Annotated in this window: 19 protein-coding genes; 18 read left to right on the forward strand and 1 reads right to left on the reverse strand. The window is 33.1% G+C overall.

Annotation, left to right across the window (positions count from 1 at the left end):
• The first annotated feature begins 13 nt into the window (after positions 1-13).
• From B5D15_RS01440 to ortB, 6 genes are all read left to right on the forward strand, one after another.
• Positions 14-1,276 (forward strand): MFS transporter, encoded by a 1,263-nt coding sequence (locus tag B5D15_RS01440; protein WP_078695327.1) that lies wholly within the window; start codon positions 14-16, stop codon positions 1,274-1,276.
• 95 nt (positions 1,277-1,371) lie between these two features.
• On the forward strand, positions 1,372-1,566 hold the full coding sequence (locus tag B5D15_RS01445) for a 4Fe-4S binding protein (RefSeq protein ID WP_078695328.1): 195 nt from the start codon (positions 1,372-1,374) through the stop codon (positions 1,564-1,566).
• Between the two features lie 192 nt (positions 1,567-1,758).
• Positions 1,759-3,792 (forward strand): transporter substrate-binding domain-containing protein, encoded by a 2,034-nt coding sequence (locus B5D15_RS01450; RefSeq protein WP_078695329.1) that lies wholly within the window; start codon positions 1,759-1,761, stop codon positions 3,790-3,792.
• 1 nt (position 3,793) lies between these two features.
• Positions 3,794-5,158, forward strand: a complete 1,365-nt coding sequence (locus tag B5D15_RS01455) for a sigma-54-dependent transcriptional regulator (RefSeq protein WP_078695330.1) — start codon at positions 3,794-3,796, stop codon at positions 5,156-5,158.
• Between the two features lie 186 nt (positions 5,159-5,344).
• Positions 5,345-5,647, forward strand: coding sequence for a 2-amino-4-oxopentanoate thiolase subunit OrtA (ortA, locus tag B5D15_RS01460; protein ID WP_242948665.1), 303 nt, complete (start codon positions 5,345-5,347; stop codon positions 5,645-5,647).
• A gap of 17 nt (positions 5,648-5,664) precedes the next feature.
• Positions 5,665-7,083 (forward strand): 2-amino-4-oxopentanoate thiolase subunit OrtB, encoded by a 1,419-nt coding sequence (gene ortB, locus B5D15_RS01465; RefSeq protein WP_278305437.1) that lies wholly within the window; start codon positions 5,665-5,667, stop codon positions 7,081-7,083.
• Between the two features lie 44 nt (positions 7,084-7,127).
• Here ortB and B5D15_RS01470 read toward each other — a convergent pair whose 3' ends face one another.
• Positions 7,128-8,570: a Na+/H+ antiporter NhaC family protein gene (locus B5D15_RS01470; protein WP_078695332.1), complete on the reverse strand. Its 1,443-nt coding sequence runs from the start codon at positions 8,568-8,570 to the stop codon at positions 7,128-7,130.
• A 400-nt stretch (positions 8,571-8,970) separates the two neighbouring features.
• Here B5D15_RS01470 and B5D15_RS01475 point away from each other — a divergent pair, with 400 nt between their 5' ends.
• The 12 genes from B5D15_RS01475 to B5D15_RS01530 all read left to right on the forward strand — a co-directional run bounded on the left by B5D15_RS01475 (position 8,971) and on the right by B5D15_RS01530 (position 24,243).
• Positions 8,971-11,022, forward strand: a complete 2,052-nt coding sequence (locus B5D15_RS01475; RefSeq protein WP_179122149.1) for a glycosyltransferase — start codon at positions 8,971-8,973, stop codon at positions 11,020-11,022.
• A gap of 332 nt (positions 11,023-11,354) precedes the next feature.
• Positions 11,355-13,148 (forward strand): glycoside hydrolase family 125 protein, encoded by a 1,794-nt coding sequence (locus B5D15_RS01480; protein ID WP_078695334.1) that lies wholly within the window; start codon positions 11,355-11,357, stop codon positions 13,146-13,148.
• Entirely contained in the window at positions 13,145-13,936 is a 792-nt protein-coding gene (locus B5D15_RS01485) for a carbon-nitrogen hydrolase family protein (protein WP_078695335.1), read from the forward strand. Before B5D15_RS01480 ends, B5D15_RS01485 begins: the two co-directional genes overlap by 4 nt.
• Before the next feature lie 27 nt (positions 13,937-13,963).
• Positions 13,964-15,109, forward strand: coding sequence for a nitrilase-related carbon-nitrogen hydrolase (locus B5D15_RS01490; protein ID WP_207651437.1), 1,146 nt, complete (start codon positions 13,964-13,966; stop codon positions 15,107-15,109).
• Positions 15,099-16,415 (forward strand): MFS transporter, encoded by a 1,317-nt coding sequence (locus B5D15_RS01495; RefSeq protein WP_078695336.1) that lies wholly within the window; start codon positions 15,099-15,101, stop codon positions 16,413-16,415. Before B5D15_RS01490 ends, B5D15_RS01495 begins: the two co-directional genes overlap by 11 nt.
• A 155-nt stretch (positions 16,416-16,570) precedes the next feature.
• Positions 16,571-17,857 carry an amidohydrolase gene (locus B5D15_RS01500; protein ID WP_078695337.1) on the forward strand — a complete coding sequence of 429 codons (1,287 nt, stop codon included), beginning with the start codon at positions 16,571-16,573 and terminating at the stop codon, positions 17,855-17,857.
• A gap of 20 nt (positions 17,858-17,877) precedes the next feature.
• Positions 17,878-18,918, forward strand: coding sequence for an S-methyl-5-thioribose-1-phosphate isomerase (gene mtnA, locus B5D15_RS01505; protein ID WP_078695338.1), 1,041 nt, complete (start codon positions 17,878-17,880; stop codon positions 18,916-18,918).
• 347 nt (positions 18,919-19,265) lie between these two features.
• The gene (locus tag B5D15_RS01510) at positions 19,266-20,030 is read left to right on the forward strand and encodes an MTAP family purine nucleoside phosphorylase (RefSeq protein WP_078695339.1); all 765 of its coding nucleotides are present in this window, start codon (positions 19,266-19,268) and stop codon (positions 20,028-20,030) included.
• A gap of 9 nt (positions 20,031-20,039) precedes the next feature.
• Entirely contained in the window at positions 20,040-20,693 is a 654-nt protein-coding gene (locus B5D15_RS01515) for a class II aldolase/adducin family protein (RefSeq protein WP_078695340.1), read from the forward strand.
• Between the two features lie 149 nt (positions 20,694-20,842).
• Complete coding sequence (locus tag B5D15_RS01520; RefSeq protein WP_078695341.1) at positions 20,843-22,036, forward strand: trans-sulfuration enzyme family protein; 1,194 nt, start codon at positions 20,843-20,845, stop codon at positions 22,034-22,036.
• 284 nt (positions 22,037-22,320) lie between these two features.
• The gene (locus B5D15_RS01525; protein ID WP_078695342.1) at positions 22,321-23,082 is read left to right on the forward strand and encodes a putative ABC transporter permease; all 762 of its coding nucleotides are present in this window, start codon (positions 22,321-22,323) and stop codon (positions 23,080-23,082) included.
• A gap of 153 nt (positions 23,083-23,235) precedes the next feature.
• Entirely contained in the window at positions 23,236-24,243 is a 1,008-nt protein-coding gene (locus B5D15_RS01530; protein ID WP_078695343.1) for a LacI family DNA-binding transcriptional regulator, read from the forward strand.
• Positions 24,244-24,361 lie beyond the last annotated feature (118 nt).

The raw sequence follows: 24,361 nt of genomic DNA on the forward strand, positions 1-24,361 counted from the left end.
TGGGGTGTAACTTATGGAAAATGCCGAATTAGTAAGAAATAGTGTGGGTATAAAGGATTTGATTAAATATAAAAGTTTTATGATTAAGCTGATAGCCTACTCTATATCAAGATTTGGAGATTCTATTGATGCAATTGCCTATGCCTGGATGGTATATGAATTAACAGGATCAAAACTTTTGATGGGGACTTTGTTTGCTGTAAACGCAGTTCCTAACATAGTATTAAGCCCCTTCGCAGGTGCCTTTGCAGATAGACATTCCAAGAAAAAAATAATTATTACAGGTAATTTTTTAAGAGGTATTGTAGTGTCTGCTACGGCTATACTTTTTTATTATAATTTATTGCGACCTTGGCATTTGTTTGTTTTTACAGCGCTTAATTCAACTTTTGAAAGCTTTATTAATCCTGCAAATTCAGTACTAAATGCATCGCTCGTACCTAAAGAACTTTATCTTACGGCAAACTCCTTTTCATCCTCTGCAAATACTTTTTCAGAGCTTATAGGCCTTGCTCTTGCAGGGGCAATTATCTCGATATTTAAAATATCTGGTGCAATATTGATAGACGGTATGACGTTTTTTATAGCCTGTATACTTTTATCCTTTATGAAATATACTGAAAATATTGAAAAGATGAAATATTCTAATATAAAATCCTATTATAACGATCTTTTGGAAGGCCTTAATTTTGTTAAAAAAAGTTCTTTCATATTTATAATTATATTAATGGCTGCGGCTGTAAACTTTTTTGTAACGCCTATAAATGTTCTTGAAGCAGCTTTTGTAAAGGATGTTTTAAGAGGAGATGCTAAACTCATGAGCTATTTAGGGGTAGGGCTTATGACGGGGGCTATAATAGGCGGCGTAGTTGTAGGCCAGATTGGTTCTAAATTTAATAAGAAGAAACTTGTTATAAATGGGCTGATTTTTTTCGGTATAAATTACTGCCTCTTAAGCTTGCCGGGCAACTTAATTAATGGAGCTGTATCATCGGTTATAGTAGCTGCTATTCTTTATTTTATGATGGGATTTGTACTTCCAATGATTAATGCTCCTATAAATTCCTATGTAATGCTAAATACTCCAAAAGAACTTTTAGGAAGGGTATCCTCAGTTATGGGTATGTTTTGCATGTGCATGACTCCTCTTGGAAGTGCTGCAGCCGGTGCTGTTTCTGAAAGGGTTTCTATATCGGTTATGTTCTTTATATCGGGAATAATGATAATACTATTGAGCATTTTTGTTTCTATGAATAAGAATTTTAAAAACTCTTAATAGTATTGGGCTTATATTTTTTCATCTTGACATTAAATTTAAAAGCGTATATAATTTCTATATACCCTATGGGGGTATATAGAAGGAGGGATAATATGAAAAAGGTAAAGCTTTTAAAGGATAGATGCGACAGTTCACCATTTTGTGCAGCAAAGAGAGTATGTCCAGTTTCAGCCATAGAATTTAAAAAGACAGGTCTCTTTTCAGGAAATGTAGTAATAAATGAAGAAAAGTGCGTGGGCTGTGGAAAGTGTGTCAATGTTTGTCCTCATGGAGCCCTAAAAATATAAGCATAAGCTTCTTAATATTAAGGCTATAATTTCAAACAAAAAACTTAAAAAGCGCAATAATATAATAAAGGGCAGATGAAATCTGCCCTTTATTATACCCATAGGTACCCATAGTGACGGTTACTTATTTTATCTTATATGATATAATTGTAGCGTAAGATATGCTAATACTTAGCAAAACGAGGGGGATATATGATAAAGACATCGAAAATTAAAATGATAGTTCTATCATTGTTGTTTATACTTTTATTTATAATTTTAAATTATGCAGGCAAAGCAGATACATTAAGTAGCAATATCTTGAGCAGCATAAAGAGAGAACATTCTGGTATATTATCGGATAAGGAAAAGGAATGGCTCGAAAATCAGGGGGTTTTAGTATATTCTGCGGATAGGAATGCCCCGCCTCTTAGATTTGTTGATACTGCAGATAACCAATATAAAGGGGTAGTTGTGGATTATGTTAATTCTTTATCTTTAGAATTGGGAGTTAAAATTGAGCTTCACCCTCTTTTGTGGGAGACAGCCTTAGACAAGCTCTCAAAGGGTGAAACGGACATTTGTGACATGTTTAAAAGCGGGGAAAGGTCAAAGTATTATCTTTTTACAAAGCCTATATATAATTTGAGAGGAGTACTTGCCGTAAAAGCAGGAGACAACAAAATAAAATCTGTTTCTGATTTAAATGGTAAGATTCTTGCAACTCAAAAGGGAGATTATTTAAATGAGTTTATGAAGGCAAATTATCCTAAAGTAAAACTTTTTTATGTTGCTGATATACAGGAAGCAGTAAAACTTTTAGAAGAGGGAAAAGTTGACGCTGTTGCTGGAGATGAGCCTGTTGTTTTATATCAGATAGATAAAAATAATTTAAAAAACTCAGTTAAAATAATTGATAATCCTCTTTATGAAAATGAAGTTGTATTTGCTGTTCCAAAATCCAAGCCTGAATTAATACCTATCCTTAATAAAGGGATTGACAGCCTAAATAAAAAAGGTCAGTTAGAGAAAATACAGCAAAAATGGTTTGGAATTTCAACCCCAATAGTAAAGGCAGTGGATGTTGATAAGATAAAAAAATACATATTAATAACAACCCTTATAATTCTTTTGATATTCGTTATGATGTTCATATGGAATCAGTCTTTAAAGGAGAAGGTAAAGCTTAGAACAAAAGAATTAGAGGACAGCCGAAATGACCTTCAGATAGTATTTGATGGAATGACTGAATATATGATTGTTATTGATAAAGATAAAAATATAGTAAATGTAAATAAAGCTTTTTTAGATTTTATACAAAAGCCTAAAAAAGACATTATAAGCAGCAGCTGCAGCAGTTATTTAAAGAGTTTTTGCAAAGGCTGCGAAAAATGCATAATAGAAGATGCATTTACAACTAAAGAAAATTATGAGATAGAAATGTCTATAAAAAATGAGGTATATAACCTTAATATATATCCTCTTTTAGATTCAATAGGAAATGTAAAGAATGTATTAATGGTTATAAATAATATTACAAATGAAAAAATAAGCAAGAACCAGATTCTTCAAGCCAATAAAATGATAGCAATAGGGCAATTAGCTGCAGGTATTGCCCATGAGATTAGAAATCCATTAGGAATTGTTAGAAATCACAGTTTTATTTTAAGAGGATTAAATAGCGGAGATGAGAAAATAAATAAGTCCTTAGATTATATAGATTCTGCAGTAGAAAGGGCAAGTAAAATAATAGATAACCTTTTGAATTTTTCAAGAATATCTGGCAATCAGCTTGAATGGACAAACATTAAAAATTTTATTTTAAATATTCGTGAACTTCATAATAAATATATGCAAAAACGAAACATATCTCTTCAAGTTCAATGCGATGATGCTTTAACATGTTTAATAAATCAAGAATCCCTTAAACATATTCTTATAAATCTTATTACAAATGCCGCTGATGCGATAAACCAAAATGGAAGCATAAATATAAGGGCATATAAGGTTGATGATGGAATTATGATAGAGTGCATGGATACTGGATACGGAATAAAAAAAGAAGATATGGAAAAAATATTTAACCCCTTTTATACTACAAAAGGACCAGATAAGGGAACAGGATTAGGACTTTATATTGTATATAATGAAGTTAAAAAATTAAATGGAGAAATAACAGTTGAGAGTGAAATAGGCAAAGGTACAAACTTTAAAGTTTATTTTCCAGTAGAAATGGGGGTAAGGTAGTATGAGCGATATATGCAAAATTCTTATAGTAGATGATGAAAAAGAATATCGTGAAACCTATAGAATTATACTTGAAAGCAGAGGGTATATCGTAGGAGAGGCAGGGAGTGCAAAGGAAACATTAGATATTTTAGATTATGAATATTATCCCTTAGTGCTTTCAGATATAATAATGCCCGATATGGATGGACTTGAGCTTTTAAAAGAAATAAAAAATAGATATGATAAATCTGTTGAAGTTATTATGGTAACTGGCTATGGAAGCATAGAAACAGCAGTTAATGCAATGAAGATGGGAGCTTTTGGATACTTCATAAAAAGCCATAATCCTGAAGAACTTCTTATTGAGATAGAAAAGGCAAAGAAGATAGTAAATTTTCAAAATCAGAAAATAATATCTATTAATAAAAAAGAAGGAAGAAGATTTTTAAATCAGAGTAAAAATCCTAAAATGAAAGAAATACTAAATATTATTGACACAGTTGCAAGCAGCAATACTAATGTTCTTCTTTTAGGCGAATCTGGTGTTGGGAAAGAAGTTATAGCTCATATGCTTCACGAGAAAAGCAATAGATCCTCAATGCCCTTTGTGGCTATTAACTGTCAGGCTTTTTCTGACAATCTTTTAGAATCGGAACTTTTCGGACATGAAAAGGGTGCTTTTACCGGGGCACTGGATAGAAGAATAGGAAGATTTGAGCAGGCTAACGGCGGAACTATATTTTTAGATGAAATAGGAGAAATGTCTTTAAATACTCAGGTGAAGCTTTTAAGGGTTCTTGAAGATAAAAAGATAGAAAGGGTAGGCTCAAATAAACCCATTAATGTGGACTTTAGACTAATAGCAGCTACAAACAGGGACATTCGACGGGAAATTAAAAAGGGCAGTTTTAGGGAGGATCTTTATTATAGAATAAATACAATTACAATAGAAATACCTCCATTAAGGGAAAGAAAAGAAGATATATTAGATATGATTAATTTTTTTATTAATTTGTTTTCAAAGGAGCTCAAAAAAGAAATTAGAGGTATAGATGATGAAACTTTAGAGTATCTTACTAAATATGATTACCCGGGTAATATAAGAGAACTAAAAAACATAATAGAAAGGTTAGTGGTTTTGTCTAAAGATGGCATTTTGCGTGTTAAAAGCACTTTAGAAAAAACAGGTAAAATCAATAGTAATAATGAATCTTCTATTATACCCTATAAAGAGGCAAGAAGAAGGTTTGAGACGGAGTATATTCTAAATGTTTTAAAATACTGCAGCAATAATATAACTCAGGCCGCAAGCATCATGAATATAAGCAGAAGGCAGCTTTTTAATAAAATTATTGAGCTTAATTTAAAAGAGCATATGGAATAATATTTCCACATAGAAATAAATTTCATATTTAAAAAGGAAATTATGTTCACACTCAAAGGGAGAAGGCTACAATTTATAGTCTTCTCCCTTTGGCATTAAATTTGCACTATAAATTTTGAAGGCTTATAAAATAAGACATAATATTTTTATTATACTTAAAAAGTAGTTTTAAAGGAGGTAATGTATTTGAATACTGCAAGAAAAGGTCAATGGGTAGAGATTGAAAATTTAGTATTAAAGCCTGAAGAAAGGGCACCCCAAGTACCAGAGGATACAAAGGCTGTACCTCTTATGATGTGGACAAAGGGCTTTTTAGAAGATGAAGCAGCAGAAATTGGCGATGTTGTTACGATTAAAACTTTGTCAGGAAGAATAACATCGGGCAAATTGGTTGTAGTTAATCCAAGGCATGAACACAATTTTGGACATCCTGTTGAAGAACTTTTAGATGTTGGAGTTGAAGTTAGAAAAGAAATAGAAAATCTATAAAATAAGAGGTGATTTAAGTGATAGATTTATCTTATCAAGCAGTAATGGGAAGAAAAAATGAAATAATGAAAAAGGCTGTTGGTTTAGATTACAGCGTATTTGAATATGGGAAATTATCCTTTGATTATGAAGGAATGATGGAGAAAGTTGCCTATTCTATTCCAGAAATGCAAAAAATACAGTATGAAACTAAGGTTGGCAACACCTCTTTATTTGAATTGAAAAATATAAACAAGCTGATAAAGAAATATGCACAAAAGGGCAAAGGAGCAAGGATATTTATAAAGGATGAGGCCGCAAACGCTTCGGGTTCTTTTAAGGCAAGAAGAGCTTCAATATCCGTTTATCATGCAAAGAAGATGGGCTATAAGGGAGTAATAGCAGCAACCAGCGGAAATTATGGCGCGGCTGTTGCATCACAGGCGGCTCAAAGAGGCTTAAAGTGTATTATAGTTCAGGAAGTATTCGATTCAAGGAAAATAGGGCAGCCTGAAATATTAGAAAAGGCGAGAAAATGTGAAGCCTTTGGTGCAGAGGTTGTACAGCTTACTGTTGGGCCAGAGCTTTTCTATATGTTTTTAAGACTTTTAGAGGAGACAGGATATTTTAATGCATCACTTTATACTCCCTTTGGCATTGCTGGAGTTGAAACTTTAGGATACGAAGTAGCAAATCAAATGAAGGATATGGAAGGAAGATATCCTGATGTTGTTATAGCTACCCATGCAGGAGGAGGAAACCTTACAGGAACAGCGAGGGGACTTATTAAAGCAGGAGCTGAAGATACAAAGGTTATAGGAGCATCAGTTGATTTAACGGGACTTCATATGGCTTCTGACAGGGATTTTAATAGAAAGTCATTTACGACAGGACATACTGGATTTGGAGTTCCCTTTGCAACATGGCCAGACAGGTCAGATGTTCCAAGAAACGCAGCAAGGGTTTTAAGATATATGGACAGATATGTGACTGTAACTCAGGGCGATGTATTTTATGTTACAGAAATGCTTGCTCAGCTTGAAGGAATTGAAAGAGGTCCTGCAGGAAATACTTCTCTTGCAGCAGCAATAGCCTTAGCAAAGGAAATGGATGAGGATAAGATTATTGTTGTGCAGGAGACAGAATATACTGGTGCTGGAAAACATCCAATGCCTCAGCTTACCTTTGCAAAACAAAATGGTATAGAAGTAAGAAGAGGAAATTCAATAGAGAATATTCCTGGTAAAAACGTTGTTATACCAGAAAATATTGGACAAATAACTGCAAAGGATTTTGATATGAACAGGCTTCGCCACAGCTATATTAAAAATGCAGTAGAAAATAAAAAGCTAACAGAAGTAACTATGGAAGATGTAAAGTTTTTAGCAGAGGATACAAAGTTAGCGAAGGAAGAAGTTATTGAAGCGCTAAAAGAATTAAAAGTTGCAATAGATTAGATAAAAAATCTCCTCTTACTTTTTAGTAAGAGGAGATTTTTTTATTATAATTGAGCAGCTTTTTTATTTTTGTTTTTTTCCATATTATCGTGTCTACCAATTCCAAGGATTATGCTTATAAGCATTACGACCATCATAGCATAGGCATATATTACGTAAGGAGTAACATCAAGTGCTGAGAGAGGATGTACGCTGTCCTTTGCAAAGCCTATAGTGTATATAACAGCCGGTGTCCATGGAAGCGAGTAAACCAGTGTGCAGGAGGTTGCATCAAGAAGGTTTGCTGTTCTATATGGGCTTATGCCATATTTTTGTGAAAGAGGCTTAGCGAAGGATGCACCTACTGCAAGTATAGCTGGGGCATTAAGTCCCATGAGGGCAGAGAGCACTATTATCATTGCTGAAATAACAATTTCAGCACCAACTGGTCCCTTTGCAACCTTTTCAAGAGCATTTAGAAGTTTTATATCGCCATGGCCTGCTCTCATTATAGCAATAGAACCAAATAGAAGAATTGCGAGCATACAAACCTGCATCATGCTGTTGATACCATTGTAGATAACACCGCCGACAGTTCTGTCAAGACCGGCACCTGTTACTTTTAATAGAGCGTCCTTTGCAACTTCAGCGCTTGGGTCTATTTGTATAAAGTCTATTAATCCTGCTGCTACTGCTGTAACTGCTGCAAGAACTGAACCTATAGTAGTAGCAATTATTATATCTCCAGTTTTTATTGCAATATAGACTGTTATTGCTACAGGAATAAGCATAAATAAAGTTTTTGAATTATAGGTTATAGCTTGAGCTGTTCCAACTTGTCCAGAGTAGCCCATGCCGATTATTATTATACCTATTATAGTTATAATTCCTGCTGCAGCTGCATATTTAAAACGTGAGCGTACAACACCAGGAACATCAACGCCTTGTGATGTTGCAGAGCATATTGTTGTATCTGATACTGGAGCTAAGTTATCGCCAAAGGCACCTCCTGATACTATTGCACCGGCAAGAAGACCTGGATGCGCGCCAAGGGCAACACCTGCAGGATAAAGAACTCCCATTCCTGCAGCTATGGTACCAAATCCTGTACCGGAGGCTGTTGCAAATAAAGCAGAGGCTATAAAGGATATAACTATGAAAAATGTACCGTTTATACCCATTGAAGCTGCAAGACCTGCTATCCCTGATGCTAAACCTGATGCTCTAAGTATTCTTGAAAATACTCCGGCAAAAATCCAGCATACAACGGGGATTATTGCTTCTTTGCTTGCCATACCGCTAATTATTGTATCGGCATAAAGACGCTTGTCCTTTGCAAAGAAGAAGGCTACGACTAAAGCCATAAAGGCTGGCACCCAAAGAGCACCATCAGAAATAGAACCAAAAACAAAGGTTGTTAAAACGATTAACACGATGAATACGATAAATGGAAGAAAAGAAACCCATTCACCACCATAGAATTCCAATTTCTTTGACTCATTAGACATTTTTATTCCCCCTCCATAAAAATTATTTAATTATTGCGTTTAATATTTATATATACAAAAACTGTGCCAAATTCATATCGAGGTATTCTTAGCAGAAAAACAGGAAAAAAGGCTTTATACTTTAAATTAATGCAATAGATTTCTATGAATTTTTTTGCCTATAGGAAATTTATTTCACATATTCACACTAACAAATCATGACTAAAAAATAGCCACAACGAAGAAATGAAAAAGTTTTTTACTTGTTAATTGCATGGTATTTTTTACCTGATTCATCCGATATCTAACACTGGAGAATGTAATATTCATCCAATAAAACTTAACAAACTTTAAAGCAACTTCATAAAATATATAAGAAAAATAATATAATATGACGAATTTTAAGAAAGGATGGATAGTGATGGACAGTGATTTAAACAGAGCATTAGCTGATCTTAAAGAAGGGAAATACAAAAACGTATATATTTATTCCACTTTGAATTTAGGATGGAACACGCCTATGAAGCAAAGAACCCACCATTTGGTTGAAGAACACTTAAAAAGAGGGGATTTGATATTTTATGCTGCAAATCCTTCACATTTAGGGGACAGAGTGAAAACTATTTTAAAACAGAAGGATTTTTTGTATCTTGTAAATTTTAACGACAGAGTAAACCGCAATAATATAATAAAAATGATATTCACAAATACTAAATCTCCTGTTATTTACCATCTTATAGGAACGGATTTTGGGAATACAATTAAAGATATAGAGTATATAAAAAGCCTTGGAGGAATTATACTTTATGAGTATATAGATGAAATAAGCAGCGATATAATACCTAACATTCCAGGTTATGTTTTGGAGAGGCATAAAAGGATATTGGAAGATCCATCTAATATAGTTGTTGTTTCCTGTGACAGACTTAAGGAAAAAATACTTCCCTTTAGAAAAGGTGATTATTTGCTCTTAAAAAATGGTGTAAGGTTAGAAGATTGGACTATAGAATATGAAAATTATGTACCGCCTGATATAAGAGGCATATTGAATCAAAATAAGCCTGTTATAGGTTATTATGGTGCTCTTTCTAAATGGATAGATTATGAGCTTATAAAAAAACTTTCTGCCTCAAGAAATTATAATATTGTTTTAATTGGGCAGGAGTATGACAGCTCTTTTAAAAGAAGTAATATATTAAGTTTTAAAAATATCTATTATTTAGGATGCAAAGATTATGCAAAGCTTAAATATTATTCAAAGTATTTTGATGTTTGTATTATACCTTTTAAAATTTATGATGTAACTTTATCTGTGTCTCCTGTAAAGCTTTATGAGTATCTGGCTCAGAAGAAAGTTGTTGTTTCAACAAATATCCCTGAATGCAAAAATAACAGTCTGTGCCTTATAGGAGAAAATTATAATGATTTTATAAATAAGATTGATTATGCATTAAACATTAAGGATAATGCTGATATTAAGAATAAATTATATGAAGAGGCTGATAAAAATACATGGAATGAAAGGGGTGAAATCCTTGAAAATTATATAGATAGTAAAATTAATTCTAAGGAAAAACTATTAACGGTAGTAGTGCCAGCATATAATATGGAAAATTATTTAAACAGGTGTCTTAGCAGTTTTATAATAAAGGATGAAATTATGAAGTTTCTTGATATTATCATTGTTAACGATGGTTCAACGGATAATACTTTAAGCGTTGCTTTAAAATATCAGGACAAATACCCTGATGTTTTTAGAGTTATATCAAAGGAAAACGGAGGACATGGCTCTGCAATAAATACAGGTATAAGCTTTGCAAAGGGTAAATTCTTTAAAGTTGTTGATGCTGATGACAGTGTTAACCAATCATCTTTAATAAATCATCTTACCTACCTTTTAAACTGCAGCGATGATATGATTATTACAAATTACTGCAGGTGTTTTATCGATGGAAAAAGGGAAATGGTAAGCTACAAAAGGGAATTTGAAAGCTTTGAAAGTCAAAATTCAATTCAGTTAAAGTCAATTCTAAAATTCTTAAATCCAGACAACTTTACAGGATATTTTCATATGCATTCCATAACCTACAAAACTGAGGTGCTTTTAAAATCTAATCTAAAATGCTTAGAGAAAACTTTTTATGTGGATGAGGAATATATTACTGCCCCTATTCCCTATGTGAATACAATAAGCTATCAAGACATAGAGCTTTATCAATATAATTTAGGAAGAGCTGATCAGAGCGTAAATATTGAGGTGATGAAAAAAAGACTCCCCGACATTGAAAAAATCACATATAGACTTATTGAATATTATAAAAACGTTTCTGATTACACTTCTAAGCAGTATATAGGTATAGTAATCAAGCATCATGTAACAACACAGATAAGAATAATGAGGGAAATGAAGATTGATGAGAGAAGGGTTAGCGAAATAATAAGGCTCTTGAAATATATCGGTATTCCAATATAATCGCTAAGAGATTATATGGATATAAGAGAAAGGTTGATAAATTCATTTAGATTAGCAAGTAAAGTATCTATTGTAAACAAGCTGAGGGACGGTTACTTACTATTTATAATATTTAACGAATTTGCAATTATAAGGTGGCAGGTAAAACCCCCAATAAAAATTAGTGTGAAAAAGTTTCCTCTCCGCTTTCGGAACTCTCCCTAACACCGGAGATTGAGAAAACATTTTCACACTAACCGTCCCTTTTAAAAATAATATAATGTTAAAAATAGTTTAACATGCAGGAAATTTATTATTGTTATAGAAAATAATAGAAATAAAGGAGGGATTAGATGAAAAAAATACTTACAACTCCAAAGGAAATTGATAGAAACGAAAGGGTTTTATATGCAGGGAATCACTATATAAGCATACCTGAGATTAATGTTTGTGACGCTTCAATAAAGAGCGTTAATATTGTTTCTCTTTTTAATAAAGCACTGACTGAGATTTATGATGATGAATATGTTTTTAAACCGGAATTTTATGTTAAAGAAAAGAAGATTAATATAGAAAAAATTGAATGCTTTAAAGAAAATTATTATATATCATGCTTTGATGTTCATCTTGAAGAGGATATAAATGTAATAATAAGGATATATGCAGACCTTTGCGAAAAAGGTTTTGTGTATGAGTTTGAAAGTTACAAGGAAATTTATATAAAACTTATTTGCAATTTAAAAAAATTAAGATTATTAAGGTTTAACTCCCATAATATTGACTTTAAAAAGGAATTTATAATAGACAAGTGGCTTAATAATCCTGCGGTTAATATAAGCTCAAATTCATTAAGTTTTGCCATGGCATTTGGAGGGGATAGAGATTTTAACTATGAATATTATGAGGACAGGCTTATTTTAAATTTAAAATGCAAAAATAAAAATGCTTTCTATATAACTATGAATTCAGATGTTGATGGCGCTTCAACAACTCTTATACATTTTAAAAGGAAAGGATTTGAAAACATTTATTTAGAACTTAAAGAATGGCTGTGCAGAAAGAAAATTGAATATCGTAGGGATTTAACTATTGAGAGAATATTAAATGAAAATTTATTTTTTAATTACTTTTTTGCAGTTGGAAAGGATATGGAAAGCGACAAGTATATATCTCTAACTTCAAGAAGCCATAGATATTATGTTTCAGGTGCTTTTTGGGAAAGAGACAGCTTTTTATGGTCCTTCCCTGCTTTAAAGCTTGTTGATATAGAGCTTTATAAAAGGCTTTTAAGGGATATAATTATTGTTCATTCTAAAAATGCAGGGGATCATGCCCACTATATTGATGGGACTGTACTTTATCCCGGTTTTGAACTTGATGAGGCAGCAAGTTACTTTATATCAGTTGAGGATTTAGAGGAATATGACAGAGAGATTTTAAAATCCTTAGAGTTCGTACTTAAAAGAATAGAGAGAGAGTATGATGAAAGTACTATGCTTTATAAAACATTTCTTCTTCCTTCAGATGATCCGAGCGAGTATCCCTTTGTAACTATAGATAATGTTATATTGCAGAGAGGATTTATTAATCTTAGCAGAATATATGAAAAAATAGGGCAAGAGGAGAAAGCTGAATTATTAAAGGAAAAGGCAGAGGGAATAAGAATAGGAATTTATAAGCACCTTGTTAAAAATATTGATGGGAAAGATATATTTGTATGGTCTTGTGACAAAATGGGAAATTTTAAGCTTTATAATGATCCTCCGGGAAATCTTGGGCTTTTGCCTTACTATGGATTTATAGATTATAGGGATGAAATATTTAAAAACACTATTGAATATTATTATTCTGAAAGGTATAGATATTATTTTAAAGATGCAAGGATAAAAGAGCTTGCCTGCGACCATCATCCTAACACTCCATCGGGGCTTGGACTTTGTGGAAGCATATTAAATCCTATAAGAAAAGATAAAGCAATTGAATATGTAAAATTAGCAGTAATGGACTATGGGCTTTTAAGTGAGAGCTTTGATAAAGACAGCACAGAGGCTAAAACAGGAGTGGGTTTTGCAACAGGAAGCGGATATTTAGCTATGGCTCTTTATGAGGCGCTTATTAAAAATGCTGATAAGGAGGAGAAGTTTTGAGAATTGGAGCGGTTGTAAGCAGAAAAGATGATTTTAACAGCAGTATGGATAAGGATGATGTTTTAAATAAAATTCTTATGCTTCTTGTAAAAGCTTTGTATGAGCAGGTTGAGGTTATTGTATTTCCAGGACTTTTAGGATGCTTTTTTAAAAGTGACAGGGAATATGTTGAAAGTATTCTTAGATTATCAATAGATTTTAAAAGTTTAATAATATGCCCAGGAAGTTATTTCGAAACTTTAAATGGGAAAAAATATCATTCCTCCTGTATAATTCAAAACGGAAGGATACTGCTAAGGCAAAGGCAGATATACCTATCGAAATGGGAAAAGGATGAAGGATTTAGCAGGGGAGAGGATGCTGCATTTGTTAATATACATGGCTTTAAGACATCCCTTCTTATTTCAACGGATTTATTTTATCCCCAAGTTTCAAGATATATTGCAATGTCAGGGGCGGATTTAGTTTTATCGCCTGCAGCTATAAGAGAACAGAAATATTGCTTTAATATAAGCCCCCTTTGGGAAAATGTACAGCAAAATCTTTTCTTTGGGGTTGAAAGCGGATTTAAAGGAAGTTATAAAAATATGAATTTTAACAGCCTTTCTATAATTCATGCTCCCCTTGAGATGACAGAGAGGGAAAACGGAATATTAGAAATTGAAAGAAATAACGATTGTAACTTAATCGTTGCAAATTTAGATAATGAAAAAAGGAAAAATGCAATAAAAAAGTTTGATGTATTATCAAAGCTAAATATAAAGCTTTATGAGGATATGTTAAAATGATTTGAAATCGCTGTGGGAGGTGGCTAAATGGAGGCAGGAATCGGTAATTTTTTAGAGATGTTTTTTAAAATAAAGTTGAGCGGAAAAAAAATAGACAAGCATCTTATTAAAATAAATTACTATAAGAAAATAGATAAAAAAAAGGATATTGCAGCTGTTGCCTGTGTACAAAGAAGCATTAAAAAGGTTAAGTCAGTTGAGGAATATATAGATATTTTACATAGATTCGTTAAGGAAGCTAAGGAAGCAGGATGCGATTTTATAGTTTTCCCTGAGTATAATTTTCTTGACCTTTATGGAATAATTCCCTTTAGTGACAAGATAAGAACCCTATTTAGTAAAAACACGACAAATGAAAATTCAAAGTGTGAAGCTCAGACCTTTGATAAAGAGATGTATCATCCTAATTTAGAGAAAACAGCAGAAAACAAAGAACTGTCCCCCTCAAAGGGAGAAGATAAAACTATTTTTAATATTTTGTATGCAATATCTTTTCCTATTCAAAGTGCTCTTGAGCATATAATGTGCTCCCTATCAGCAAAATACGATATCTATATATACACTGGCACTTACCTTTTAAGGGAAGAGGGTAAACTTTACAACTGCGGAAGTTTAATATCAAGAGATGGGAAAATATTAGGAAGACAGAAGAAACTTCATTTAACTGATTTTGAAGAGGATATGAACCTATCGAGGGGAGATAAACTAAACTATTTTGATACTGATATTGGAAGGATAGCGTGCCCTATATGCATGGATGCAACTTATTTTGAGACTTTTAAGATTGCAAGAAATCTTGGGTGCGATATTGTTGCTCTGCCTATTGCAAATAATGAAGAATATAATTTTTACAGAGCCCTTAGAGGAATATGGCCGAGGGTTCAGGAGTCTTATGTTTATGGATTGAAATCCTCGTTAAATGGGAACATAGCGGGTATTAAATTTACAGGAAAATCGGGAATTTTTGCGCCTGCCCCCTTAACTGAAAAGGGGGATGGAATAGTTAATATTTCTAAAAATTATGAAGGTGATAGTCTCATAATTGGCTGCATAGATATTAAAAGATTGAAAGCACAAAGATTAGAGGCAGAATATTACGGCGATGTAAATGAAAACTTTGAGAGGGATTATTATTTAAAAACCTATAAAGGAAGTGAAAAAAATGAAAAGTAAAAGGTTTGTTATGATTATGTATTCCCTTGGATATCTTGGAATATCTATTTTCACTCAAACCACGGTAAAATGGTATCAATACTTTTATACCCCTCCTAAAGTAAACAGTTCAAACCTAAGAACGTTGATACCCGTTGGGGTGATTGGTTTTTCTATGATAATAGCGAGGATTTTTGATGGTGTATCAGACCCTCTTGTTGCATACTATTCAGATAAATGCAAAAGCAAAAGAGGAAGGCGAATACCCTTTATACTATATGGAGCTGTTCCTTTATCACTAAGCTTTATTGCACTTTGGTTTCCTCCTGTTTTAGGGGAATCTATTGCTAATTTTATTTATCTTACAGTAGTTTTAAGTTTGTTTTTTATATTTTTTACAATAGTTACAGCTCCTTACCTTGCCCTTATAAGTGAAATATCATCTAATAATAGTGAAAGAATAACGCTGACGACTATGCAGGGAATTACACAAATAATCGGTGTAATGATTGCTGAAGTGGGCTCTGGAATAATAATAAATATGTATAATTTTAAAGTAATGGGTATTGTACTTGGAATTATTGCTCTTTTATCAGTTATTTTAACTCCTATATTTGTTAAAGAGAACATTAAAGATATGCAGGAAGTCCCGGATATAGGAATGATAGAATCTGTCAGGCAGACAATCACTAATAAAAATTTCGCATACTACCTTATTTCATATATAACAGTATGGTTTGGAATAAATACCCTAACCATAACAATGCCCTATATAACTGAGGTACTTCTAAAAACTAAGGCGGAAAACTCTGGATTTATGATAGCAGGTGCCTTTGTATTGGCTGCTGTTTTTATGCCCTTCCTTCCTAAAATTGTTTTAAAGTACGGAAAAAAGAAGGTTATGATTTTAAGCTCTATTTTTCTTTCAATTATTATGTTTTTAACTTCTTTCTTTGGGAGTTTGTTTTCATATAATGTTTCCTTTGTTATCGTAGTTCTTTCTGGTATTCCACTTTCGGTTATATTTGTAGTTCCAAATGCTATGATTGCAGACATAGCTCAGGTGGATGCTGAAAATACTGGAAAAAGAAGAGAGGGAATGTTTTTCGGTGCCCAAGGGCTTATTATTAAAATAGTTATAGGACTTTCATCCTTTATAACTCCTTTTTTATTTAAAACCTTTGGATATAGTATAGATAGACCTCTTGGAATAAGGCTTTGCGGTATAGTTGCAGCAATTTTTATTTTATTGGGCTTAGTTTTTTTAAGGATGTATTCAATAGATGAGGCAAAGATAGAAAACTCTATTGGAATAGCTAATAGATAATTGATATTTATAAGACTTTACGACTATAATATAAAGTGAATCATAAATTAAAAGGATAATTTAATTTGTGATATGTTGTTTTGTGCCATAAAGGTTAGTTTTTAAGTTATAAGGAATTAAGGATTTGAAAAATTAGATAAAAAGGGGTGTACAAAATGAATATATTAATTAAAAATGCCTATATAATCACTATGAATGAAAAGGAAGAAATCTTTGAAAATGCTGATTTGGCTATTGAAAATGACAGGATAAAATATGTTAATGATGTGCCTTCTGATTTTAAGGCGGATAAAATAATAGATGGCAGCAAAAAGGCAGTTTTACCAGGACTTATAAATGCTCATACTCATATGGCAATGTCCCTTTTTAGAAATTATGCCGACGACCTTCCTCTTCATGAGTGGCTTACTCAAAAGATATGGCCTATTGAGGATAAGCTGACAGGGGAAGATGTATATTACGGCACTATGCTTAGCATTGTAGAATCCATAAAGTCTGGTGTTACCTGCTTTTCCGATATGTACTTTTTTATGGATGATACTGCAAAGGCAGCATTAGAGTCGGGTATCAGAGCAAGACTTGCTTGGGGAATGATAGGCAGTAGAGCTGATGATGACAGCAGGTTTGATATAACAAAAAGATTTTATAGCGACTGGCAGGGGAAGGGTGATGGAAGGATAACTATTATGGCAGGCCCCCATGCTCCATATACATGCAGCCCTGAATATTTAAAAAGGGTAGCTGATTTTGTAAAGGAAATGAGTCTTTCAGTACATATTCACCTTTCAGAAAGTAAAAGAGAAGTTGAAGAGAACTATGAAAAATATGGGAAGTCTCCCATAAAGCATGTATATGATATTGGGATTTTTGATGTTCCAGTAACTGCTGCTCATTGTGTGCATCTATCTGATGAGGATATAGATATATTAAAAGAAAAGAATGTAAGCGTTGTATATAACCCAGGCAGCAATTTGAAGCTTGGAAACGGCTTTGCACCGGTTGTAAAGCTCCTTGAAAAAGGGGTTAACGTTGCCCTTGGAACCGATGGATCCTCAAGCAACAACAATGTAAATATGTTTGAGGAAATTAATTTAGCTGCAATATTAAATAAAGGTGTAACGGGAAATCCGACGGTTGTTCCAGCAATTGAGGCTTTAAAAATGGCAACTATAAATGGTGCAAAGGCTCTTTGTATGGATAAAGATTTAGGCTCAATTGAAGTGGATAAAAAGGCAGATATTATAATAGTTGATATGAATAAGCCGCATTTTTACCCAATACATGATGTAGTATCTTCTATGGCATACACTGCGCAGGGCAGTGATGTTGAAACAGTTATTATAAACGGCAATATAGTAATGGAAAACTATGAAATAAAGACCGTGGATGTTGAAAAGCTCTATTATAATGTTGAAAGATGTATAAATAGGCTGATAGGATAGCTATAAAATAGGAGGTTAAAATGGCACAGTTTAATACTATAGAATTTAAAGATGGAGTTTTAAAATTAATAGATCAGAGAAAGCTTCCCTTAAGTTTTGAGATTTTCGAGTGCAAAAACTATAGAGAAGTTGACTTTGCTATAAAGGACATGGTTGTAAGAGGTGCCCCGGCGATTGGAGTTACTGCTGCCTATGGGGTATACCTTGCGGCATTAGAATATAAAAATCTTACAAAGGAAGAGTTTTTAAAGGAAGTTTTAAGAGCCTGCGATATTTTATATGTATCAAGGCCGACTGCTGTTAATCTAATGTGGGCGATAAACAGAATGAGGGATTTAATAAATACTCTTAAGGAAGATAGTATTGATAAAATATGTGATGCTATAAAGGATGAAGCTGATAAAATAGCAAAGGAAGATGAGAATATAAATAAAAAAATTGCTGAGCATGGGAACAATATAATACCACAAAATGCAAGAATACTTACCCACTGCAACACAGGTGCCCTTGCAACATCAGCCTATGGAACAGCTCTTGGTGTTATAAGGGAGGCGCATTATAGCGGGAAAAATATATTCGTATATGCCGATGAAACAAGGCCGCGCCTTCAGGGAGCAAGGCTTACTGCCTTTGAGCTTGTTAAGGAGAAAATACCTGCAAAGCTTATACCTGACAATGCTGCTGCAACCCTTATAAGGGATGGTAAGGTTGATGTTATTATAGTCGGAGCTGACAGAATAGCATTAAATGGAGATACAGCAAACAAGATAGGAACCTTTATGCTATCAGTTATAGCAAAGGTATACAACGTTCCTTTTTATATAGCAGCACCCACATCAACAATAGATTTTAATATAGAATCGGGAAAGGAAATAGTAATAGAAGAGAGGGACAGCAGGGAAGTTACACATATAGAAGGCATAAGAATTGCCCCAGAAGGTATAGATGTTTACAATCCTGCCTTTGATGTAACGCCTAATGAGAATATAACGGGGATAATTACTGAAAAGGGAATAATAACAAAACCCTTTAGAGAAAACATATTAAAGCTTAAATTATAGGCGGTGGCTTTTAGCTGCCTATAATTTTTGTATAAAAGTAGACATGCATAGGGACGGTTAGTATGAAAAAGTTACTTTACAAAAAAGGAAAAAAGTACAAGCACAGGCAAGCACAGGGACGGTTACTTATTTCATACACAATATCTGCAAAATTAGGGGGACATGCATAAAAAATTATTGGTAATTAATATAATAAGTAACCGTCCCTCCTGTTTACTAATAAATTTAAAAGTAACAAACTTTTTCATATAATTGTTGCGGCTATTTATTAGTCACTTATTATATGAAAGAATAGTGGCAAGGTTAATAAGGCAAAATATTTAAAGCAAAGTTTAAGGAGGTAAAGTATGGATAAGGCGATTATTGGCGGAACTGGTGTATATGATATAGGAAACAGCACTTCTATGGAAGTTGATACGATTTACGGCAAAGCTTATGTTGATATAGTAAATGTTGATGGTGAAAAGATAGTTTTCCTTGCAAGGCACGGTAAGGGGCATTCAAATCCCCCGCATCTTATAAATTACAGAGCAAACATGAAAGCTTTAGAGCAGCTTGGGGTAAAATATGTGTATGCAACGGCAGCGGTAGGCTCATGCAATGAAAACTATTCTGTCGGGGATGTTGTTGTAATTAAAGATTTTATAGATTTTACAAAATCAAGACCTAATACGTTTTATGAAGGAGGAGAAACAGGGGTTGTACATACTGATATGAGCGAGCCCTACTGCAGGAATTTAATATCAAAATTCTATGATGAGGCTAAAAAGCTTTCAATCGATATAAAGGGAGAGGCAGTCTACTGCTGTACTGAAGGGCCGAGATTTGAAACAGCCTCTGAAATTAGAATGTACAAAAGCCTTGGGGCTGATGTTGTGGGAATGACAAACGTTCCAGAGGTTGTACTATCAAAGGAGCTTGGAATGTGCTACAGTGCTGTTGGAATTATAACTAACTTTTGTACTGGTATAGGCGGTGATATAGAACTTCATGACATCGAAGGGGCAATGAATAAAAACAAGGAAGCTGTAACAAAGGCTTTTATTAATGTTTTTAAAGGTGAGCTTAATCAAAATAACTGCAAATGCAAAGACAGCAGAATAAGATTATAGGAGGATAATATGGCTATAAAATATGAAGATATAAGGATTCAAATAGTTGAAGCAGGAAAGAATATGTTAAAATCAAATCTTGTTGTTGGTACTTGGGGGAATATAAGCGTAAGGCTTCCTGATAATAAAGGCTTTGCTATAACTCCAAGCGGCGTTGATTATAATATAATTGAGCCCCATGATATTGTTTTGATGGATTTTAATGGGAATATAATCGATGGAAATAAAAAGCCATCAATTGAGTATAATCTTCACAGCAGTATATATGCTGTTAGGGAGGATGTAAATTCTGTTGTTCATACCCATAGTGAGTACTGCACAGCCTTTGCAATTGCAAGAAAGCCCATTCCTGCTGCAGCGGAGGATTTAGTGCAGATAGTTGGAGGGGATGTAAGGGTAAGTTCCTATGCATTACCTGGCACGAAGGAACTTGGAGAGGCAGCAGTTGCGGCTCTTGAGGGAAGAAATGCTGCGATTTTGGCAAACCACGGATGCGTTGCCGCTGCAAAGGATTTAAAGGAGGCGCTGAAGGCTGCTGCAGTTGTTGAAAAGTCTGCAAAGGCAGCAATATTTGCAAATATTTTAGGTGGAGTTGTTGAGCTTTCTCAAGGGGACATCGATGCTATGAGAGATTTTTATCTTAATAAATACGGTCAAAGATGAAAAACTTTCTAATGTTAATTGGTAAGTAGAATCTTATATTATAAAATATTGTATTCTTTAAATAAAAGAAGGAAAGAACTTAAATAGTTTTGCATGCCTATTTATTGTGTAAGATAAAGAAAAATTAATGAAGATTGATGGAGGGAAAAATGGAAAAATATAAAGACTATGGTTTTGATACAAAAGCTATACACGAAGGCTCAAAGAGTAATCCTGACAACGCTTTAAATCCGCCTATATTTCAAACATCAACCTTTACCTTTGATAGTTTAGAGCATGCAGAGGATGTTATGAGCTTTAAAAGCAGCGATTATGTTTACACAAGGGGAAACAATCCAACCCTAAGGCTTTTTGAAAATAAAATGGCAGCTTTAGAGGAAGGAGAAGGGGCTGTTGCTTTCTCATCAGGCATGGCGGCAATAAGCAGCGTTCTTTTTTCTCTTTTAAAGCCTAATGACAGCGTTATAGTCCACAGAACATTATATGGTTCAACATTTAGCGTTGCAAACACTCTTCTTCCAAAGTATGGAATTAAATGCAAAACCGTTGATATGAGAAATATTGATGAATTAAAAAATTCTATAGATGAGAGCGTAAAGGTTGTTTATTTTGAAACTCCCTGCAATCCTAACCTTGAAATAATAGACATTAAAGAAGTATGCGATGCTGTAAGGGGTAAAAATATAAAGGTTGTTGTTGATAATACCTTTGCATCTCCCTATTTTCAGCGTCCTTTAACTTTAGGTGCTGATGTAGTGGTTCACAGTGCAACAAAATACATTTGCGGGCATGGAGACGTAGTTGCAGGTGTTGCAGTTTCAAAGGATATCGACTACATAAACCGCTTAAAGTTTGATTATATGTGTGAGTTTGGAGGAGCATTAAGCCCCTTTAACGCCTGGCTTCTAATAAGAGGACTTAAGACTCTTGGAGTCAGGATGAGGGAGCATGAGAAAAACGCAATTGAAATAGCAAAATTTTTAAGAGAGCATAAATACGTTAAAAAAGTTTACTATCCGGGCCTTGAAGATTTTGAAGGGCACATTATTGCTAAAAAGCAGATGAAGGGCTTTTCGGGAATGGTAAGCTTTGAAATTGAAGGCGGGCTTGACAGAGCTAAGAAATTTGTAAATTCTCTAAAGCTCATTAAAATAGCAGTAAGCCTTGGAGACTGCGAGAGCTTAATCGAAATACCTTCGCTTATAACCCACAGAGGTTATCCTGAGGAGAAACTTTTAGATTTTGGATTTTCAAAGGATTTAATAAGGATTTCAGCAGGGCTTGAAGATATAGATGATATAATTTATGATTTACAGCAGGCATTTAAACTAATTAATGACTAAAGCTGTCTAATCCTTCTATAAGTTGGGGCAGTTCACTTATAAAATATAGATAAGAACAGCTCTTTTTATATAGCAGCTAATTGTTATAATTTACCTTGAATACTAAGCTGACAAATTACATTAGCTGAGGATTTCAAGACTTTGGTATAAATTATCAAAGTCTTTTTTATGGGATTTATATTTAAAGTATAAAAAAGTATTGAATTAAATATTGATAAAAGTACATCTATAGTATATTTTAGTATTTAGTTAAAATATTTAAGATACTTCATGGGGAGGTTCATATGAATACTTATTATTATCTTTTTTATTCCTTTATTTTTTACGCTTTTTTTGGATGGGTTCTTGAGGTAATATTTCATATTTATACTCAAAAGAAATTTATAAACAGAGGATTCTTATATGGTCCTATTTGCCCTATATACGGGGTTTCGGCTGTGTTTTTTATTGTATTTTTAAGCCGGTTTAATAATAATTATGTACTTATATTTTTTGGAGGAGCTCTTGTTGCATCTATAATTGAGCTTGTAACTGGTTATCTTATGGAAGTTTTATTCAATTCAAAATGGTGGGATTACAGCAATGAGAAATTCAACATAAAAGGATTTATATGTCTTAGATTTTCAATAATATGGGGATTTCTCTCAGTAGTTTTTATGAAATTCATAAATCCTCCTGTTTCAAGGATTATATTTTGGATTATGAAAAATTTTGGAGAAGTTTTATATAGTTTCCTTTTTGCTGGGCTGATTGTTGATATAGTGCTTACTGTAAACAGCCTAATTGCTTTTAAAGTATTATTTAAAGAGCTTCAGGAAATACTCCTTGAAACAAAATCCAGTATGGAGGAGCTTAAAGAGAATTTAGCCCTTGAAGTAAGGGAGAAAATTGAAGGAAGGATAGGATATCTTTCTGATGTAAAGGAAAGGCTTATAGCAAGAATAAGCCAGAGACAAATATATCTTATAAAGGCATACCCTCATATGAAATCTAAAAAATTTGATTTGGCTATAGAGGACATTAGAAAAAGGATTCACCTAAAATAGTGCCACCCAGTTGACAAGTGACAAACTTATGGATTGGCTTTACTATTATAAATTTTTTAAATTAAATAGTATATTGACTGTAAAGTTTACCATCGATATAATTAAAATGAAGCACGAAATGGGTTTCGAAGTTTTAAAAAAGAGGTGTAAGTATTGACAACAATCTATGATATATCTAAAGCTACAGGTTTTTCACCTACAACAGTTTCAAAGGCTTTAAACGATTATTCTGATGTAAGCGAAAAAACTAAACAAATAATCTTAAAAAAGGCAAGTGAGATGGGATATATTCCAAATTCCCATGCGAGAATCTTAATTACAAAAAAGTCTTGGACTATAGGAATACTATTTGACGAAAAGCTTAATATAGGGATGAAACACCCATATTTTAATGCAATTATTGAGAGCTTTAAGGAAAATGTAGAATCAAGAGGTTATGATCTGCTGTTTATCTCAAAAGATTTAGGAGGCAATAGAACAACTTATTTAGATCACTGTATTATAAGAGGTATAGATGGAGTTATAATAATTACCTCACATCCTAATAATGAGCAAATAATAGAACTTATTAATAGCGATTTTCCATGTGTATTAATAGACAATGAATGTAACAGAAAAAGCAGTATTCACTCAGATGATGTTAGAGGATGTTATTTAGCAGTCGAGTACCTTTACTCATTAGGCCATAGGAAAATAGCTCATATATATGGAAGTAAAGATACGTTTGCGGGTAATGTAAGATTAAATGAATTCATAAATTCTCTGAAAAAATTTAACTTACCAAAAATAGATGAATACTTAGTTGATGGTGGTTATTTCTCCTTTGACGGTGGTTATAATGCTATGAAAAAGCTTTTGGAATTGGAAGATTTGCCGACTGCTGTATTTACAGCAGGTGACTTTATGGCCGTTGGAGCAATTAGTGCTATAAAGGAAAAGGGATTAAGAGTACCTGAAGATATATCAATTATTGGATATGATGATTTGGATATATGTAAATACGTAACCCCAAGGCTTACAACTATTAAACAGAATACAGATTTAATAGGAAAAAATGCAGCAGATATTTTAATAAATGAAATTGATAAAAAGATTTGCAGAACATCGATGATTATTCCAGTAGAATTAGTCGTTAGAGATTCCTGCAAACCTATAAAATAAATGTAATTTTTTCTTCTTATCGAAATCGATTTCGAAAAATGAAATTTAAGAAGCTATAAAAACTTTTTGGAAAATAATTGCTTAAATAAAAAGTAATATGTAACTATAATGCAAATAA

The sequence above is a fragment of the Caloramator quimbayensis genome (assembly GCF_900167605.1).
Taxonomy (GTDB): Bacteria; Bacillota; Clostridia; order Clostridiales; family Caloramatoraceae; genus Caloramator_B; species Caloramator_B quimbayensis.

Coding starts and splice junctions, on each gene's coding strand:
- B5D15_RS01500 (WP_078695337.1), top strand. CDS start 16,571: ATGAATATATTAATTAAAAATGCCTATATAATCACTATGAATGAAAAG.
- B5D15_RS01470 (WP_078695332.1), bottom strand. CDS start 8,570: ATGTCTAATGAGTCAAAGAAATTGGAATTCTATGGTGGTGAATGGGTT.
- B5D15_RS01515 (WP_078695340.1), top strand. CDS start 20,040: ATGGCTATAAAATATGAAGATATAAGGATTCAAATAGTTGAAGCAGGA.
- B5D15_RS01475 (WP_179122149.1), top strand. CDS start 8,971: ATGGACAGTGATTTAAACAGAGCATTAGCTGATCTTAAAGAAGGGAAA.
- B5D15_RS01455 (WP_078695330.1), top strand. CDS start 3,794: ATGAGCGATATATGCAAAATTCTTATAGTAGATGATGAAAAAGAATAT.
- mtnA (WP_078695338.1), top strand. CDS start 17,878: ATGGCACAGTTTAATACTATAGAATTTAAAGATGGAGTTTTAAAATTA.
- B5D15_RS01520 (WP_078695341.1), top strand. CDS start 20,843: ATGGAAAAATATAAAGACTATGGTTTTGATACAAAAGCTATACACGAA.
- B5D15_RS01495 (WP_078695336.1), top strand. CDS start 15,099: ATGAAAAGTAAAAGGTTTGTTATGATTATGTATTCCCTTGGATATCTT.
- B5D15_RS01480 (WP_078695334.1), top strand. CDS start 11,355: ATGAAAAAAATACTTACAACTCCAAAGGAAATTGATAGAAACGAAAGG.
- B5D15_RS01490 (WP_207651437.1), top strand. CDS start 13,964: ATGGAGGCAGGAATCGGTAATTTTTTAGAGATGTTTTTTAAAATAAAG.
- B5D15_RS01525 (WP_078695342.1), top strand. CDS start 22,321: ATGAATACTTATTATTATCTTTTTTATTCCTTTATTTTTTACGCTTTT.
- B5D15_RS01445 (WP_078695328.1), top strand. CDS start 1,372: ATGAAAAAGGTAAAGCTTTTAAAGGATAGATGCGACAGTTCACCATTT.
- B5D15_RS01440 (WP_078695327.1), top strand. CDS start 14: ATGGAAAATGCCGAATTAGTAAGAAATAGTGTGGGTATAAAGGATTTG.
- B5D15_RS01510 (WP_078695339.1), top strand. CDS start 19,266: ATGGATAAGGCGATTATTGGCGGAACTGGTGTATATGATATAGGAAAC.
- B5D15_RS01450 (WP_078695329.1), top strand. CDS start 1,759: ATGATAAAGACATCGAAAATTAAAATGATAGTTCTATCATTGTTGTTT.